Genomic DNA, 16484 nt, shown 5'->3' with positions numbered 1-16484 from the left:
GCTCAGGGCGTGACCACGATATTGCCGGTGTGCTCTTTCGCGATGAAGGCAGATTGCGCCGCTTTGAGCTCTGAGAGCGGGTAGGTGGCGGCAAGCGCGGGCTTGATTTCGCCGGCCTCAATGTAGCGGATCAGGTTGGGCATGACCTCCAGATCGATCACGGTGGAGCCGGTGAACGTGAGGTCGCGCAAATACATAGTGCGCAGGTCCAGATCCACCATCGGCCCGGCAATGGCGCCAGAGCAGGTGTAGCGCCCGCCGCGATCCAGAATGTCGATAAGCTTGGGCCAGTAGGGGCCGCCCACAACATCCGCGACCACGGTGATTTTCTCAGCGCCCAAAGCGGCGCGCAGGTTGTCTGGCGCGCGGTGCAGGATGCGGTCGGGGCCAAGTTCGGCAACAGCGGCGTGTTTGGCTTCGCTGGCCATGGCGATCACCCGCGCGCCGCGCCGTTTGGCCAATTGGATGAGCGCGCCGCCAACGCCACCGGATGCGCCGGGCACAAGCACCGTGTCAGCGGCCGTGACCTGCGCGCGGGTCAACATGCCTTCGGCGGTGGAGTAGGAGCAGGAGAAGGTAGCAAGCTCGGCATCTGAGAGGTCCGAAACCACTTTGAGCGCATTGCGCGCGGGCAGGACGCAATATTCTGCAAAGCCGCCATCAATCTCGGAACCTACATAGCCGGTTTTGGTTTTGTCGGTGAGATCCTCCGGGTCGCGCACCCAGCAATCGGTGATGATGCGCTCGCCAATGCGCGAAGCGGCGACACCATCGCCCACAGCCACCACTTCGCCGCAGATGTCTGCGCCTTGGATGCGGGGGAAGGCGAGCGGTTTGCCACCCCAGCTGGGGTCTTCGCCGTCAGGTGTTTCCTCGGTGGCACCTGACGTCGCGCCGGTGACCGCCTTTGAGTACCAGCCCGCGCGGGTGTTCACATCGGTGTTGTTCATGCCGCAGGCCCGCACGCGCACAAGCACTTCGCCAGCGCCCGGCTGTGGTACGGGCCAGTTGGTGCGCCATTCATATTTGTCCATATCTCCGTGGCCGGTGAGGATCATGGCGGACATTGTTGCGGGCAGGGTCATGGCGTGTCCTTTGCGTTTTGGGACTTTGATCGAACCATGGGCCTGCGCGCCGTGCAATGGATTTTCGGCAGCGGGGGCTTGGAAACCCCACGCAGGAGAAATCTTTAAGTTTGAAATTTCAAGCTTGAAGTAAATTTCGATTCACCCTAGCCTGAGTGTGTGACGGGGCGTTTGGGCCTCGCGAAAGACGCATCAGGAGGGGTGTATGCGTATTGCGTGTTTGGGCGGCGGTCCCGCCGGGCTGTACTTTGCCATTTCCATGAAGCTGCGCGACCCGTCGCATGAGATCACGGTGTTTGAGCGCAATCGCGCCAATGACACCTTTGGCTGGGGCGTGGTGCTGTCAGATGACGCGCTGGAGAACCTCTCCCAAAATGATCCCAAAAGCGCGCAGATGATCCGCGATCACTTTGCCTATTGGGACGACATAGCGGTGGTGCATGACGGGGTGCGGACGGTCTCTGGCGGGCATGGGTTTGCCGGGATTGGCCGGCGGCAGATGCTGATCCTGCTGCAGGATCGTGCAAGGGAGCTTGGGGTTGAGCTGCGCTTTGAGGCGGAGTTTGACGATGTCGAGGCGATCCGCGCAGAGTATGATCTGGTGGTGGGCTGTGATGGGCTGAACAGCCGGGTGCGGGAGGCCTATGCCGAACACTTCAAGCCGGAGATCGACGTGCGGGCCTGCAGGTTTGTCTGGCTCGGCACGCATCAGAAATTTGACGACGCCTTCACCTTCATCTTTGAGAAAACCGCGCATGGCTGGATCTGGGCGCATGTCTATCAGTTTGATGATGACACAGCGACCTTCATCGTGGAGTGCGGGCAGGAGACCTGGGACAGCTTCGGGTTTGAAGGCATGTCCAAAGAAGAGATTGTGGAGACCTGCCGTGTGGTCTTTGCCGATCACCTCGGTGGACATGATCTGATGAGCAATGCCGCGCATTTGCGGGGCTCGGCGGTGTTCATGAACTTCCCGCGTGTGCTCTGTGAGACCTGGCATCATGAGAATGTGGTTCTGTTGGGCGATGCCTCAGCCACGGCGCATTTCTCTATTGGGTCCGGCACAAGGCTGGCCTTTGACAGTGCGATTGCGCTGGCGGAGTTTTTGCACAGCGAGCCGACCATGGCAGCGGCGTTTGAGCGCTACCAAGATGAGCGGCGGCTGGATGTGTTGCGGCTGCAATCGGCGGCGCGCAATTCGCTGGAATGGTTTGAGGAGGTTGAGCGCTATCTGGATCTCGATCCGGTGCAGTTCAACTATGCGCTGCTGACGCGCAGTCAGCGGATCAGCCATGAAAACCTGCGTCTGCGCGATGCAGATTGGCTTGAAAGTGCGGAGGCTTGGTTTCAGGCGCAGGCGGGCGTTTCAAAAGATGCCCCTGTGCGGGCACCGATGTTTGCGCCTTATAAATTGCGCGAGATGGACCTGCAAAACCGCATCGTGGTGTCGCCGATGGCGCAATATAAAGCGGTTGAGGGCTGCCCGACGGATTGGCATCTGATCCACTATAGCGAACGCGCCAAAGGCGGGGCGGGGCTGGTCTTTACCGAGATGACCTGCGTGAGTGCAGAGGGGCGGATCACGCCGGGCTGTCCGGGGCTTTACGCACCGGAGCATGAGGCCGCCTGGGCGCGGCTGACGGATTTTGTGCATCAGGAGACGAGGGCGAAGATCTGTTGCCAGATTGGCCATTCGGGGCGCAAAGGCTCCACCCAAGTGGGCTGGGAAGAGATGGATGCGCCTTTGGGAAGCGGCAATTGGGAGCTGATCTCTGCCTCAGCGATCCCGTGGAGCGGGCAGAATGCGGTGCCACGCGAAGCGACGCGGGCAGATATGGACATGATCCGCGATCAGTTTGTGGCTGCGGCGCAGATGGCGGAGCGCGCGGGCTTTGACATGATCGAGCTGCATGCGGCCCATGGCTATCTTCTGTCGAGCTTCATCTCTCCGGTGAGCAATCAGCGCAAAGACGATTATGGCGGCAGTTTTGAGAACCGGCTGCGCTATCCTCTGGAGGTGTTCACGGCGATGCGGGCGGTCTGGCCTGCGGAAAAGCCGATGTCAGTGCGGATTTCGGCCAATGACTGGCTTGGTGAGGATGGGGTGACACCGCAGGAGGCGGTGGAGATTGCCAAGGCGTTCAAAGCGGCGGGGGCCGACATCATTGATGTGAGTGCGGGGCAGACCAGCACCGAGGCCAAACCCGTCTATGGGCGCATGTTCCAGACGCCGTTCTCGGATCGCATCCGCAATGAGGCAGCGATCGCGACCATGGCGGTGGGCAATATCTATGAGGCCGATCACGCGAACTCCATTCTGATGGCTGGGCGCGCTGATCTGGTGGCGGTTGGACGCCCGCATCTGGCCGATCCTTACTGGACGCTGCATGAGGCCGCGCGGATCGGGGATCGGCAGGCAAACTGGCCGCTGCCCTATGAGGCAGGGCGCGATCAGGCCTGGCGGCTGGCCGACCGCGAAGCGGAGATGATCCGGGTATGAGTGTTGAGGGCAAACATGTGGTGGTCACGGGCGGTGGCACCGGCGTCGGCGCGGCGATTGCCGAAGCGATGGCGCACGCCGGTGCAAGGGTCACCGTTGTGGGCAGACGCGAAGGGCCACTGCGCGAGGTGGCCGGCAGACACCGGTTCATTGGCTGGAAAGTGGCGGATGTGACCGACGCCGCCGCGTTGGGCACAGCAATGTCTGAGGCGCGTGCGTTGTCCGGACCCGTCGCGGTAGCCGTGGCCAATGCGGGAGCGGCAGACAGCGTGCCTTTTGCCAAGATGCAGCCCGATCAGATGCGGGGCATGTTGGAGGTGAACCTGCTGGGTGTGATGAACAGCTGGCAGGCGGCGCTGGGCGATATGCAGAGCGCGGGCTGGGGGCGGCTGATTGCGGTGGCCTCCACCGCGGGGCTGAAAGGCTACCCCTATGTGAGTGGCTATTGCGCGGCGAAACACGGGGTTGTGGGGCTGACCCGCGCTGCGGCGCTGGAGATGGCGGAGAGCGGGATCACCGTGAATGCGATCTGCCCCGGGTTTGTGGACACACCGATGCTGGACCGCTCTGTTGCCAAAATCATGGAGAAGACCGGGATGGACGTGGACAAAGCGCGCGCGAGCCTTATGCGGGGCAATCCGCAGAAGCGGTTTATTGAGGTAGATGAGGTGGCGGGTGCGGCGCTGTGGCTCTGCAGTGAGGCCGCGCGTTCGGTCAATGGGACGGCGATGAGCCTGTCGGGAGGCGAGATATGAGTGAGCTGAGCAAAGCGCGTCTGCGGTTGTGGCTGAAGCTGCTGAAGGCCTCGGGCATGATTGAGGATGAGGTGCGCCGCCGTCTGCGCCGGGAGTTTGACAGCACCCTGCCGCGCTTTGATGTGATGAGCGTTCTCGCGCGTTTTTCTGAAGGGAAAAAGATGAGCGAGATCAGCGATTTGCTGCGCGTTTCTAATGGCAATGTCACGGGCATTGTCGACAAGCTTTCTGAGGAAGGTCTGGCGCAGCGGGTGGCGGTGCCGGGGGATCGCCGTGCCTCCAAAGTGAAGCTGACCGAGAAAGGCATCGCGGCCTTTGCCGAGCATGCGGACACCCATGAAGGCTGGATTGACGAGATGTTGGGCGGGCTTAACGCGGAGGATGTGGACGGCATGGCCACGCGGCTTGAGCGACTGATTGAGACTTTGGAAGACAGGGAGATCTGAGCGATGCGCACAGATGTGGAGCATTTTCTTTGCACGGTTGTGGATGGCATTTCGACGGTGCAGCTGAACCGGCCGGAGCGGAAAAACCCGCTGACCTTTGACAGCTATGCCGAGCTGCGCGACTGGTTTCGCGATCTGGCCTATGATGATGAGGTGAAGGCGGTGGTCTTTGCCCCCAATGGCGGCAATTTCAGCTCTGGCGGCGATGTGCATGAGATCATCGGGCCGCTCACAGAGATGAACATGAAAGAGCTGCTGGCCTTCACCCGCATGACCGGTGATCTGGTCAAGGCGATGGTGAACTGCGGCAAGCCGATCATTGCGGCGGTGGATGGCGTGTGCGCCGGGGCCGGGGCGATCATTGCCATGGCGAGCGATCTGCGCATCGGCACACCGGAGGCCAAGACCGCGTTTCTGTTCAACCGTGTCGGGCTTGCGGGCTGTGACATGGGCGCCTGTGCGATCCTGCCGCGGATCATCGGGCAGGGCCGCGCGGCAGAGCTGCTGTATATGGGCCGTGCCATGACGGCTGAGGAAGGCGAGCGCTGGGGCTTTTTTAATCGGCTGGTGGCCGCAGAAGAGCTCTACGCCACAGCACAGACCATGGCGCAGCGGATCGCAGCGGGGCCGGGTTTTGCCAATATGATGACCAAGACGATGCTGGCGCAGGAATGGGTCATGTCGATTGAGCAGGCGATCGAGGCGGAGGCGCAGGCGCAAGCGATTTGCATGCAGGGGCAGGACTTTCGGCGGGCGTATGAGGCTTTTGTAGCCAAGGAACGGCCGGTGTTTGTGGGGGATTGAGCTGCGCGCAGGCTTAATTGGGGGCTGGCGCTCACAGACAAGTTTAAATGGGGGCCAGCCCCCATACCCCCGGGATACTTGGGGCAAGAGGAAGCAAAGGAGGCTTTGACTTGGCGGATCAGACGTTTTTGGGCTGGCCTTTCTTTGAGGAGGCCCATCGCGCGCGGGCGCATGAGGTGGAGGCCTGGGCGGCTGAGGCGCTTGGGGCTGTGGATCATGGCGATGTGGATAAGAGCTGTCGTGATCTGGTGGCGCGGATGGGGCAGGCGGGTTTGCTGAACGCCACGGCGTCCATGGATGGCGTGCTCGATGTGCGCAGCCTCTGCCTGAGCCGGGAAATTCTGGCGCGGCATGACGGTCTGGCGGATTTCGCCTTTGCCATGCAGGGGCTGGGGACCGGCGCGATTTCGCTGTTTGGCACGGAGGCGCAGAAAGCGGCGTGGCTGCCGAAAACACGCGCGGGGGCGGCGATTGCGGCCTTTGCGCTGACGGAGCCGCAGTCGGGGTCGGATGTGGCCAACAGCACGATGACGGCAACGCGTGAGGGGGAATGGTTTGTTCTCAATGGCGAGAAGACCTGGATCTCCAATGGCGGGATTGCCGATGTCTACACCGTGTTTGCCCGCACCGGAGAAGGCGCGGGCGCCAAGGGGCTGAGCGCCTTTGTGGTGCCAGCGGACACGCCGGGGCTGTCGGTGGTGGCGCGGCTTGAAACCATTGCACCGCATCCGCTTGCGACCCTGCGTTTTGACAATTGCCGCGTTCCGGCAGAGGCCTTGATTGGCGTGCCGGGGCAGGGATTTCGCATCGCGATGTCGGTGCTGGATGTGTTCCGCTCCACCGTTGCCGCGGCTGCGCTGGGCTTTGCGCGGCGGGCGCTGGATGAGGCTTTGGCGCGGGTGCAGGTGCGCAAGGTGCAGGGCGCGCCGCTGAGTGAATTGCAGATGGTGCAGGGCCATATTGCGGATATGGCGTTGGACGTGGATGCCGCTGCCTTGCTGATTTACCGCGCGGCCTGGACCAAAGACAGCGGCGCCCCGCGGGTGACACGAGAGGCCGCCATGGCCAAGCTCTTTGCCACCGATCACGCGCAGCAGGTGATCGACAAGGCGGTGCAGCTGTTTGGCGGGGATGGTGTGAAATCCGGCGAGGTGGTCGAGCGGCTTTATCGCGAGATCCGCGCGCTACGGATTTATGAAGGGGCCAGCGATGTGCAGCGTGTGGTGATCGCGCGTCAGACATTGGCGGCGCATGCGGCAGGAGGTGTTTGAACATGTTGGGACCATCGGCACATCAGGACACATTCACGCGGGACAACCTGCCGGATGAAGCGCTCTGGCCCGAACTTCTACTGGCGGGATTTGACTATCCGGAACAGCTCAATGCGGGCTGGGAGCTGACCGATGGGATGGTGGCCAAAGGGTTTGGTGATCACACCGCGCTGATCGGGAACGGACGCCGGCGGACCTATAAGGAGCTGACCGACTGGACCAACCGGCTGGCGCATGTGCTGGTCGAAGATCTGGGAGTGAAACCCGGCAATCGGGTGCTGATCCGCTCTGCCAACAATCCGGCCATGGTGGCCTGCTGGCTGGCGGCGACCAAAGCGGGGGCGGTGGTGGTGAACACCATGCCGATGCTGCGCGCGGTGGAGCTGACCAAATATGTGCAGACCGCAGAGATCAGCCACGCGATTTGCGACACGCGCCTGTTGGAAGAGATGGAGGCCTGTGCCGCTGAGTGTGACGGGCTGCAGGTGATCGGCTTTGACGGCACCGCCAATCATGATGCGGAGCTGGACCGGCTGGCGCTGGAAAAACCTGTGATGTTTGAAACGGTTGCCACCAGCGCGGATGATGTGGCGCTGATCGGGTTTACCTCCGGCAGCACGGGGCAGCCCAAAGGCACGATGCATTTTCACCGCGATCTGATGATCATTGCGGATGGCTATGCCCGTGAGGTGTTGGATGTGCAGCCAAGCGACGTGTTTGTTGGCTCGCCACCGCTGGCCTTTACCTTTGGGCTGGGCGGGTTGGCGATTTTCCCACTGCGTTTTGGGGCGGCGGCAACGCTTCTGGAGCAGGCGACGCCGCCCAATATGATCGAGATCATCGAGACCTATAAGGCGACGGTGTGTTTCACCGCGCCGACGGCCTATCGCGCGATGCTTGCGGCCATGGAGGAAGGCGCGGATCTCTCTAGCCTGCGCGCCGCGGTGAGTGCGGGGGAGACCTTGCCTGCGCCGGTCTATGACGCCTGGATGGAGAAGACCGGCAAGCCGATGCTGGATGGCATCGGGGCGACGGAATTGCTGCATATCTTCCTCTCCAACCGCTTTGACGATCATCGCCCGGCCTGCACCGGCAAGCCTGTGACCGGCTATGAGGCGAAGGTGATTGGGCCTGATGGCGCGACGCTGCCACGTGGCGAGGTTGGTCGGCTGGCGGTGCGCGGGCCAACCGGCTGCCGCTATCTGCGCGGGGACCGGCAGGCGGACTATGTGCGGGATGGTTGGAACATCACCGGCGATGCGTTTTGGCAGGATGAGGATGGCTATTTCCATTTTGCCGCGCGCAATGACGATATGATCATCTCCTCGGGCTACAATATCGCCGGGCCGGAGGTGGAGGCCGCTTTGCTTGGCCATGAGGCCGTGGCGGAATGTGCGGTGATTGGCGTGGCCGATGAGGCGCGCGGCGAGATCGTGCAGGCGCATGTTGTGCTGGCGGAAGGTTTTGCCGGGGATGCGGCTTTGGCCGAGGCGCTGCAGACCCATGTGAAGGCGGCAATTGCGCCTTACAAATATCCGCGCTCTGTGGTGTTCACCAAGGCGCTGCCCAAGACAGAAACCGGAAAAATTCAACGGTTCAGACTGAAAGAAAACACATGACACCAAAGGCTTACGATCCGGCAACGGATGGGGCGAAAATGGGATTTGCGGATGCGATGTCCTATGGGGACTATCTGCATCTGGATGGCATTCTGAGCCAGCAGCATCCCCAAAGCGACGCGCATGACGAGATGCTGTTTATCATTCAGCATCAGACCAGCGAGCTGTGGATGAAGCTTGCCTTGCATGAGCTTAGTGCCGCGCGGGAGGCGCTGCGGGCACGCGATCTCGCGCCGATGTTCAAGATGCTAGCGCGGGTCAGCCGGATTTTTGAACAGCTCAATTCGGCCTGGGATGTGCTGCGCACCATGACACCGGCGGATTACACCACGTTTCGCGAGGCGCTGGGGCCGTCCTCCGGGTTTCAGAGCCATCAATACCGGCTGATCGAATATGTGCTGGGCAACCGCAATCCGAATATGGTGAAACCCCATGCGCATGTGCCGGAGGCCAAAGCTGTGCTGGAGGCCGAGCTGGCGCAGCCGAGTTTTTATGACGAGGTGATCCGCTTTCTGTTTGAGGAACTGGATGGCGATGCCGCCAAGATGCCTGCGCCGCAACTGACCCAGCCGCATCAGGCCGAGGCAGAGGTGCAGGCGCGCTGGAAGATCGTTTATGAGGATGTGGACACCCACTGGCGGCTTTATGAGCTGGGTGAGAAACTGGTTGATCTGGAAGACTATTTTCGCCGATGGAGATTCAATCATGTTACGACCGTTGAGCGTGTGATTGGGTTCAAACGCGGCACGGGTGGCACCTCGGGCGTGCAGTATCTGCGCAGGATGCTGGATGTGGAGCTGTTCCCGGAACTTTGGCATCTGCGCGGAGACTTATGACGATGGGCGTTTCGCTTCCCCGAAAAGAGCTTTTTGATGTGCCTGAGGGCGTGATCTATTTGGATGGCAACTCGCTCGGCGTTTTGCCAAAGGGGGCCGCCGAACGGGCGCAGAAGACCATCACCGAGGAGTGGGGCGCACAGCTCATTCGGGCATGGAATTCGGCGGGCTGGATGGCCTTGCCGCAAGTGGTCGGGGATCAGATCGCCGGGCTGATCGGTGCGCCGGAAGGCTCTGTTGCCACCGGTGACACCCTGTCGATCAAAGTCTATCAGGCGCTGGCGGCGGCGCTGAAGATGCGGCCTGAGCGCAAGGTCATTTTGAGCGACATCGGCAACTTCCCCTCAGACCTTTATATGGCTGAAGGGCTGATCAAGACGCTGGATCAGGGCTACACGCTGCGCACGCCTGCGCCGGACGAGGTTATGGACGCGATCACCGAGGAGGTGGCCGTGGTCATGCTGACGCAGGTGGATTACCGCTCTGGCCGGATGCATGACATGGCGGCGATCACCAAGCGCGCGCATGAGGTTGGCGCGGTGATGATCTGGGATCTGGCGCATTCCGCCGGAGCCGTGCCGGTGGACATTGCGGCATCCGGTGCAGAGTTCGCCGTGGGCTGCAGCTATAAATACCTGAATGGCGGGCCGGGCGCGCCTGCGTTTATCTATGTGCGCCCTGATATTGTCGACAGCATTGCGCCCGCGCTGTCCGGCTGGCTGGGTCATGATGCGCCCTTTGCCATGGAGCTGAACTACCGCCCCGCTAGCGCGACAGAGCGGATGCGGGTGGGCACACCGCCGATTTTGCAGCTAGCCGTGCTGCAGGAAGCGTTAAAGGCCTGGGAAGGCGTGGATATGGCGGATTTGCGCGCGGCGTCTGTGCGTCTGTCTGAGCTGTTCATCTCTGAGGTGGAAGCGCGCTGTCCGGAGCTGACATTGGCCAGCCCGCGGGAGGCGACGCTGCGCGGCTCGCAGGTGTCTTTTGCCTTTGAGCACGGCTATCCGGCGATGCAGGCGTTGATTGATCGTGGGGTGATCGGGGACTTTCGCGCGCCCAACATTATGCGGTTTGGCTTCACGCCGCTTTATCTGGATGAGGCAGACATCATCGCCGCAGCTGAAGTGCTTGAAGATGTGATGTCTAACCAACTGTGGAAAAGTGAAAAATATCAAACGCGGTCGCGTGTGACCTGAGGGGGAAGGATGGCGTTAAAGGAGATACATCCGGAAGGCTGGGCCCCGGCGCTGGGCTATGCCAATGGCATGCTGGCAGAGGATGGCACGCTGCACATCGGAGGCCAGATTGGCTGGAACAGTCAGAAGGTCTTTGAATATCACGATTTCATTGGCCAGATGACGCAGATCTTGAGAAACATTCGCGCCGTTGTGGAGGCGGCGGGCGGTGCGCCAAGTGACATCGCGCGGCTCACCTGGTTTGTGAAGAGCAAGGCAGAGTATATGGCGCATCAAAAAGAGATCGGGGCCGCTTATCGTTCCGTGATGGGGCGCCATTTCCCGGCCATGTCACTGGTTGTTGTGGCGGATCTGCTGGAGGATGAGGCGCTGTTAGAGATCGAGGCCACGGCGCATATCGCGCAGGGCTGAGACAAAAAATCTGCGATAAATTTCGATTGGATGGGGGAAGTCTCTTGACCTCCCCAAATCGCTGAAATACATCAACCGGACCTCGGGCGGGTATGGTGAAATGGTATCATAAGAGCCTTCCAAGCTTAAGGTGCGGGTTCGATTCCCGCTACCCGCTCCAAGGTCAATCTCCCTCAGATAAAACACACTCCAAACCACCCGTCGGTGGGCCGCTTTGCCGTGTTTCTAGGGGTGCTATTGTCGCGGTAGCGGTTTTGACCGCTTGACCCTTGGGCGCTCCTTGGTCACTAACGCTTAACACCTCAGCCAGAGTAAGGGCGACAGATGGCAAGACGGCCACAAGCCGCGGAAACTGACCAGGACCGCGCAAAAAGCAAGAACATTGGCGCGCTGCGCGGGTTGGGCCCGTTTTTGCGCCCCTATCGTGTGCTGGCGTTTCTGGCGCTCTGTGCGCTGTCGCTGACGGCCTCGGTCTCGCTCATGCTGCCGGTGGCGGTGCGCCGCGTGGTGGACAATTTTGGCACCGAAAGCGATGCGCTTTTGGACAAGTATTTCCTCGCCGCTCTGGGCTTTGCGTCGTTGCTCGCTGTGGGCACGGCGCTGCGCTATCTGCTGGTGACGCGCCTTGGCGAGCTGGTGGTGACCGACATCCGCAAGGCGGTGTTTGCCCGCGTGATCGGCATGAGCCCGGCGTTTTATGAGAACGTGATGACCGGCGAAGTGCTGAGCCGCATCACCACGGACACAACCGTTATTCAGTCGGTGATCGGCTCCTCGGTGTCCATCGCGCTGCGCAATATGCTGTTGTTCCTCGGTGGTCTGGTGCTGATGCTTTACACCTCCACCAAGCTCACATTGATGGTGCTTTTGGTGGTGCCGATGGTCATTGTGCCGATCCTCGTTTTGGGGCGGCGCCTGCGCAAGCTGAGCCGTGAGAACCAGGACTGGATCGCGGAGAGCTCCGGCAATGCCTCTGAGGCGTTGCTGTCGGTGCAGACCGTGCAGGCCTTCACCCATGAAGCCCAATCTCGTGACGCTTTTGACCGGGTGACCAACCTGTCGCTGGCAGCGGCGATGCGGCGGATCAACACCCGTGCGCTGCTGACCATGATCGTGATCTTTCTGATCTTCACCGGCGTTGTGATCGTGCTCTGGATGGGCGCACGTGACGTGCGGGCCGGAGGCATGAGCGTCGGTGTGCTGGTGCAGTTTGTGATCTATTCCGTGATGGTGGCGGGCGCAGTGGGCGCGCTTTCTGAAATCTGGAGCGAGTTGCAGCGTGCGGCGGGGGCGACGGAACGTCTGGTGGAGCTGCTGTTTGCGCAGGACAGCGTGAATGACCCTGAACAGCCCAAAGCGCTGGCCGCGCCGGTGCGCGGGGAGATCACTTTTGACAATGTCTCTTTCCAATATCCCTCCCGTCCGAATGTCTCAGCCCTTGATGGGGTTGATCTGACCATTGCTCCGGGCGAGACGGTGGCGTTGGTTGGCCCGTCTGGGGCCGGTAAGACCACGATCATTCAGATGATCCAGCGGTTTTATGACCCCAAAGAGGGACAGGTGACGCTTGACGGTATGCCGCTGGCTGAGCTGCAACGGGATCAGTTCCGCCAGCACATGGCGCTGGTGCCGCAGGATCCGGTGATATTCGCTAATAGCGCGCGGGAAAACATCCGCTTTGGCCGCCCTGATGCCACCGATGCTGAGGTGGAAGCCGCTGCCGAGGCGGCTGCGGCGCATGACTTCATCACAGCACTGCCTGAGGGCTATGACAGCCAGCTTGGCGAGCGTGGCGTGATGATTTCCGGTGGTCAGAAACAGCGCATCGCCATTGCGCGTGCCATTCTGCGTGATGCGCCTGTGCTGCTGCTGGATGAGGCAACATCGGCGCTGGATGCGGAAAGCGAGCGTTTGGTGCAGGCGGCGGTGGATGAGCTGGCACAGAGCCGGACCACCATCATCGTGGCCCACCGTCTGGCAACCGTGAAGAAAGCTGATCGGATCATCGTGATGGAAGAGGGGCGCATTGTGGCGCAGGGACGCCATGATGATCTGGTGGCTGAAGGCGGTCTTTATGCCAAACTTGCGAGGCTTCAATTTACGGCCGGTGCAGCGTAGGCTGCATGCATGAGGCTGCGCCGCAAGGACTAACTCCGAAAAGTAGTTTGGTGGTGCTGTTCCAGTCGTATAGGGAGATCATGACGTAACGTTTCGGTTGCGGTTTACCTTACGTTCAACTGGCCTCATTGCGGGTGCTGAGTGTTTTTGTTGAGATCGCGAGGAAGGACCGCCACATGTGTGGGGCATGTGTGGCAAAACCCACAACAGGGGGGAGACAAGTACTATGAGCTTTGAGTCTTTGGCTGATCTGAAGGCAATTGAACAAGAACAGGCGTGGGAAGACCGCGACTTGCCAGTCACCATCTTTGAGATGCTGACGCGAACAAAGGATAAGTTCCCAAACCGCCCTGCAGTAAGCTATCAGATCTTCTCTGGTTCCAAAGACAAAGCTGAGACGCTGACCTGGGCTGAACTGCACGCTAAGACGGCACAGGCGGCCAATATGTTCCGCGATCTGGGCGTCGGCGAAAAAGACACCGTGGCCTATGTGCTGCCCAACTGTAACGAGACACTGATTACGTTGCTGGGCGGTATGGTTGCCGGGATCGCAAACCCGATCAACCCGCTGCTGGAGCCAGAGCAGATCTCTGCGATCCTGCGCGAAACGGACGCCAAGGTTGTGGTGACGCTCAAAGGCTTCCCAAAGACCGATGTGGCTCAGAAAGTGGCCGAGGCCGTGCGCCACGCGCCGCATGTGCACACGGTTCTGGAAATTGATCTGGTCAAATATCTGACCCCGCCAAAGTCGTGGATTGTGCCTTTGATCCGTCCGAAGGTGAGCGGCCCGCACCATGCGGATTTCAAAGACTTCAACAAGGAACTCGCTAAACACAACACCACGCTGGACTTTGAAGACAGCAAGGTGGATCGCGTGGGCGCCTATTTCCACACTGGGGGCACCACTGGCATGCCCAAAGTGGCGCAGCACCTCTATTCCGGGATGGTCTACAATGGCTGGCTGGGCCATCGTCTGCTCTTCACCGAAAAAGACAACATCATGTGCCCGCTGCCGCTGTTCCATGTGTTTGCGGTGCATGTGATCATGCAGGCCGCCATCAGCTCTGGTGCGCATGTGGTCTTCCCGACGCCGCAGGGCTATCGCGGGGAAGGGGTGTTTGACAACTTCTGGAAGCTGATCGAGCGTTGGAAGATTTCCTTCATCATCACAGTGCCGACCGCCGTTTCCGCGCTGATGCAGCGCCCGGTGGATGCGGATATCTCATCTGTGAAAACCGCTTTCTCCGGTTCTGCGCCGATGCCGATGGAATTGTTCAAACGGTTTGAAAGCACCTGCGGTGTGGACATCGTGGAAGGCTATGGCCTGACCGAAGCGACCTGTCTGGTCTCTTGTAACCCTCCAACAGGGAATAAAAAGGTCGGCTCTGTAGGTGTGCCGTTCCCGTATACGGATGTGCGTATCATCAAGAACACGCCGGAAGGCCCTTTGGATTGCGAAACCGATGAGGTCGGCGAGATTTGTATCTCCAATCCGGGTGTCTTTGCGGGGAACACCTATACGGAAGCCGATAAGAACGCCGACCTGTATCATCATGAAAAATATCTGCGCACGGGCGACTTGGGTCGGATTGACAAAGACGGCTATCTCTGGATCACCGGACGCGCCAAGGATCTGATCATCCGCGGCGGTCACAACATCGACCCGGCAGAGATCGAAGAGGCGCTGCTGGCGCACCATGACGTGGCCTTTGCGGGCGCGATTGGTCAGCCGGATGCCCATGCCGGTGAGGTGCCTTGCGTTTATGTGGAGCTGATTGAGGGGGCGAGCGTGACCAAGGACGCTCTGATGGAACATGCCAAGGTGCATGTGCACGAGCGCGCCGCCCACCCGAAATATGTGGAGATCATGCCGGAGCTGCCCAAGACGGCGGTGGGCAAGATCTTTAAGCCGGACCTGCGCAAGGCGGCGATCACCCGCGTCTATGATGCGGCGCTGACCAAAGCCGGCGTGCCTGCACATATCGACCACGTGATTGACGACAAAAAGCGCGGTCTGATCGCTCAAGTGAAGCGCACCGGAGACGCCTCTGACGAAGATGTCAGCAAAGTGCTCGGTGATTTCATCAACGCCTGGGAATGGCTGGGCGAAGACGCAGCATAACGGCTGAGTTTCTTGAAAAATCAAAAGGGTGCGGCGCGGGCTGCACCCTTTTTCTTTACGCCGCGGGCAAAAGCGGTCACGCTCCGGTGTAACAAGACAGAGGGAGCGGCAGATGGCGGGACACGGGTATGAGAGCGGGCGGCTGGATTTGCCGTTTGTGGGGATTTCGACCTTTGGTAAGCGGCCTTATGTCGCCGATTGGGACGCGCTGGACGCGGATGTGGCCATCCTTGGTGCGCCGTTTGATTTTGGCACGCAATGGCGCAGCGGCGCGCGGTTTGGCCCGCGTGCGGTGCGGGAGGCCTCGACGCTGTTCAGCTTTGGCCACGCGGGAGCTTATGACCATGAGGAAGACGAGACCTATCTGCCAGCCAGCGTACGGATCGTCGACATGGGCGATGCGGACATCGTGCACACTGACACGTTCAAAAGCCATGCCAATATCGAAGCTGGGGTCCGCGCCGCTCTGAAGGCGGGGGCGCTGCCCGTAACCATCGGCGGGGATCACTCGATCAACATCCCCTGCATCAATGCCTTTGACGATCAGGGCGATATTCATGTGCTGCAGATTGATGCGCATCTGGATTTTGTGGACGAACGCCACGGGGTGCGCTTTGGCCACGGCAACCCGATGCGGCGCGCAGCGGAGAAACCTTATGTGACCGGGCTGACCCAAGTGGGCATTCGCAACGTGAGCTCCACCGCCAAGGAGGGTTATGCCGATGCGCGGGCCATGGGCAGCTCGATCCTGAGCGTGCGTCAGGCGCGCAGGCTCGGGCCGGAAGGCACCATAGCGCAGATCCCTGAGGGCGCGCGGGTTTACGTGACGATTGATATCGATGCGTTTTGCCCCTCCATTGCGCCGGGCACAGGCACGCCGAGCCATGGCGGTTTTCTCTACTATGACGTGCTTGAGATGTTGCAGGTGCTGGCCAAACGCCATGAGGTGGTGGGCATCGATCTGGTGGAAGTGGCCCCGGACTACGACCAGAGCGGATCGACTGCGATCTTGGCAGCACAGGTGCTGTTGAACCTGTTGGGATTCGTGTTTGCAGCGCGTGATCAGGGTTGAATTGCAGTGGTCAAAGCGCGGGCCTTGAGGTTATGTAGCCCAAGGAAATATACTTATATATTATAGCTGAGCGCCGTTAGCGCTATACGATTTTACGCGCGCTTAGCGGGTTTTTGACGGGGCGCAGCGCGCGTCGGAAATCAGGCCGATTACCGCCTAAAAAATTATCTAAGAGTCACATTAAACTATTTTCTTCCTCTCTTGATTGTCCTATGTGCGCCGCCCTGCGGATCGGCTTAGTGCGCCGGA

At 60.5% G+C, this 16484-nt stretch carries 13 protein-coding genes and 1 tRNA gene; 13 read left to right on the top strand and 1 reads right to left on the bottom strand.

What is annotated here, in order from left to right; genetic code table 11:
* Positions 1 to 2: 2 nt before the first annotated feature.
* Entirely contained in the window at positions 3 to 1085 is a 1083-nt protein-coding gene (locus J7399_RS01455; RefSeq protein ID WP_247742692.1) for an alcohol dehydrogenase family protein, read from the bottom strand.
* 205 nt (positions 1086 to 1290) lie between these two features.
* Here J7399_RS01455 and J7399_RS01450 point away from each other — a divergent pair, with 205 nt between their 5' ends.
* The 13 genes from J7399_RS01450 (at position 1291) to speB (ending at position 16235) form a co-directional block, all read left to right on the top strand.
* A complete protein-coding gene (locus J7399_RS01450; protein ID WP_209083722.1) occupies positions 1291 to 3585 on the top strand; it encodes a bifunctional salicylyl-CoA 5-hydroxylase/oxidoreductase in 2295 nt (764 codons plus the stop codon).
* Positions 3582 to 4340 (top strand): SDR family NAD(P)-dependent oxidoreductase, encoded by a 759-nt coding sequence (locus J7399_RS01445; RefSeq protein ID WP_209078054.1) that lies wholly within the window; start codon positions 3582 to 3584, stop codon positions 4338 to 4340. Before J7399_RS01450 ends, J7399_RS01445 begins: the two co-directional genes overlap by 4 nt.
* Positions 4337 to 4786, top strand: a complete 450-nt coding sequence (locus J7399_RS01440) for a MarR family transcriptional regulator (RefSeq protein ID WP_209083720.1) — start codon at positions 4337 to 4339, stop codon at positions 4784 to 4786. Before J7399_RS01445 ends, J7399_RS01440 begins: the two co-directional genes overlap by 4 nt.
* Positions 4787 to 4789: 3 nt before the next feature.
* Entirely contained in the window at positions 4790 to 5590 is an 801-nt protein-coding gene (locus J7399_RS01435; protein ID WP_209083718.1) for an enoyl-CoA hydratase family protein, read from the top strand.
* Positions 5591 to 5700: 110 nt separating this feature from the next.
* Entirely contained in the window at positions 5701 to 6861 is a 1161-nt protein-coding gene (locus J7399_RS01430; protein WP_209083716.1) for an acyl-CoA dehydrogenase family protein, read from the top strand.
* A 2-nt stretch (positions 6862 to 6863) separates the two neighbouring features.
* On the top strand, positions 6864 to 8480 hold the full coding sequence (locus J7399_RS01425; RefSeq protein WP_209083714.1) for an AMP-binding protein: 1617 nt from the start codon (positions 6864 to 6866) through the stop codon (positions 8478 to 8480).
* On the top strand, positions 8477 to 9316 hold the full coding sequence (kynA, locus tag J7399_RS01420) for a tryptophan 2,3-dioxygenase (RefSeq protein ID WP_209083712.1): 840 nt from the start codon (positions 8477 to 8479) through the stop codon (positions 9314 to 9316). Before J7399_RS01425 ends, kynA begins: the two co-directional genes overlap by 4 nt.
* Complete coding sequence (kynU, locus tag J7399_RS01415) at positions 9313 to 10512, top strand: kynureninase (RefSeq protein WP_209083710.1); 1200 nt, start codon at positions 9313 to 9315, stop codon at positions 10510 to 10512. Before kynA ends, kynU begins: the two co-directional genes overlap by 4 nt.
* A gap of 9 nt (positions 10513 to 10521) precedes the next feature.
* On the top strand, positions 10522 to 10923 hold the full coding sequence (locus J7399_RS01410) for a RidA family protein (RefSeq protein ID WP_209083708.1): 402 nt from the start codon (positions 10522 to 10524) through the stop codon (positions 10921 to 10923).
* An 86-nt stretch (positions 10924 to 11009) separates the two neighbouring features.
* Positions 11010 to 11083 (top strand) — tRNA-Gly (locus tag J7399_RS01405).
* A gap of 164 nt (positions 11084 to 11247) precedes the next feature.
* The gene (locus tag J7399_RS01400) at positions 11248 to 13041 is read left to right on the top strand and encodes an ABC transporter transmembrane domain-containing protein (protein ID WP_209083706.1); all 1794 of its coding nucleotides are present in this window, start codon (positions 11248 to 11250) and stop codon (positions 13039 to 13041) included.
* A gap of 226 nt (positions 13042 to 13267) precedes the next feature.
* Complete coding sequence (locus tag J7399_RS01395; RefSeq protein ID WP_209083704.1) at positions 13268 to 15163, top strand: acyl-CoA synthetase; 1896 nt, start codon at positions 13268 to 13270, stop codon at positions 15161 to 15163.
* A gap of 112 nt (positions 15164 to 15275) precedes the next feature.
* On the top strand, positions 15276 to 16235 hold the full coding sequence (gene speB, locus J7399_RS01390) for an agmatinase (RefSeq protein WP_209083703.1): 960 nt from the start codon (positions 15276 to 15278) through the stop codon (positions 16233 to 16235).
* The last annotated feature ends 249 nt before the right edge of the window (positions 16236 to 16484 follow it).

Origin of the sequence: Shimia sp. R9_1 (assembly GCF_017743775.1) — a bacterium.
Classification (GTDB): Bacteria; Pseudomonadota; Alphaproteobacteria; order Rhodobacterales; family Rhodobacteraceae; genus Shimia.
This window is presented reverse-complemented; position numbering and strand designations above follow the sequence as displayed.

Coding starts and splice junctions, on each gene's coding strand:
- kynA (WP_209083712.1), top strand. CDS start 8,477: ATGACACCAAAGGCTTACGATCCGGCAACGGATGGGGCGAAAATGGGA.
- J7399_RS01440 (WP_209083720.1), top strand. CDS start 4,337: ATGAGTGAGCTGAGCAAAGCGCGTCTGCGGTTGTGGCTGAAGCTGCTG.
- speB (WP_209083703.1), top strand. CDS start 15,276: ATGGCGGGACACGGGTATGAGAGCGGGCGGCTGGATTTGCCGTTTGTG.
- J7399_RS01435 (WP_209083718.1), top strand. CDS start 4,790: ATGCGCACAGATGTGGAGCATTTTCTTTGCACGGTTGTGGATGGCATT.
- J7399_RS01410 (WP_209083708.1), top strand. CDS start 10,522: ATGGCGTTAAAGGAGATACATCCGGAAGGCTGGGCCCCGGCGCTGGGC.
- J7399_RS01445 (WP_209078054.1), top strand. CDS start 3,582: ATGAGTGTTGAGGGCAAACATGTGGTGGTCACGGGCGGTGGCACCGGC.
- J7399_RS01455 (WP_247742692.1), bottom strand. CDS start 1,085: ATGACCCTGCCCGCAACAATGTCCGCCATGATCCTCACCGGCCACGGA.
- J7399_RS01425 (WP_209083714.1), top strand. CDS start 6,864: ATGTTGGGACCATCGGCACATCAGGACACATTCACGCGGGACAACCTG.
- J7399_RS01450 (WP_209083722.1), top strand. CDS start 1,291: ATGCGTATTGCGTGTTTGGGCGGCGGTCCCGCCGGGCTGTACTTTGCC.
- kynU (WP_209083710.1), top strand. CDS start 9,313: ATGACGATGGGCGTTTCGCTTCCCCGAAAAGAGCTTTTTGATGTGCCT.
- J7399_RS01400 (WP_209083706.1), top strand. CDS start 11,248: ATGGCAAGACGGCCACAAGCCGCGGAAACTGACCAGGACCGCGCAAAA.
- J7399_RS01395 (WP_209083704.1), top strand. CDS start 13,268: ATGAGCTTTGAGTCTTTGGCTGATCTGAAGGCAATTGAACAAGAACAG.